The sequence below is a fragment of the Aerococcus sp. L_32 genome (assembly GCF_050689315.1).
In genome coordinates, this window is record NZ_JBOEQF010001297.1 from 1 (window position 1) to 510 (window position 510).

Consider the following 510-nt stretch of genomic DNA (forward strand, 5'->3'; position numbering starts at 1 on the left):
CAAAGCCCTAGTGCAATCAGGTGCCTTATCCGCAGGTCAGGCCCGGACTATTTTAGGTTTAAAATCGAAAAAAGACCAATCAAGTCTAGCTAAGAAGGTTGTTGCAGAAGGCATTACCGTTCGCCAATTGGAGAAAATGGTACAAGCCTTAAACGAGCCAGCGGACAAGGATATTAAAAAAGACGACGGCAAGAAAGAAGTCGTGCCACCTTATATCCGCGAAAGCGAAGACCGGTTAATGGATAAATTTGGGACGAATGTTCAAATCAATAGTCGCGGAAAACGCGGTAAAATCGAAATCGAATACCTTTCTGAAGAAGATTTAACCCGTATTCTAGATCTTTTGAATATTAAATTTGAAGATTAGAGGTGTATGTCTTGGGAGACAAAGAATATGGCATGCACGATATCGTGCAAATGAAAAAACAACACCCGTGTGGTGAAAATGCTTGGAAAATCATTCGTTTAGGTGCGGATATCCGCATCAAATGCCAAGGTTGTGGCCAATCA

Annotated in this window: 1 protein-coding gene and 1 pseudogene; both read left to right on the top strand. The window is 41.8% G+C overall.

Annotation, left to right across the window (positions count from 1 at the left end; all coding sequences use genetic code 11):
• Nucleotides 1-367: pseudogene (locus ACRCJ0_RS19420) on the top strand (ParB/RepB/Spo0J family partition protein); the annotation flags it as partial.
• A gap of 32 nt (nucleotides 368-399) precedes the next feature.
• On the top strand, nucleotides 400-510 hold a 111-nt coding region (locus tag ACRCJ0_RS19425), incomplete at its 3' end, for a DUF951 domain-containing protein (protein WP_431391858.1).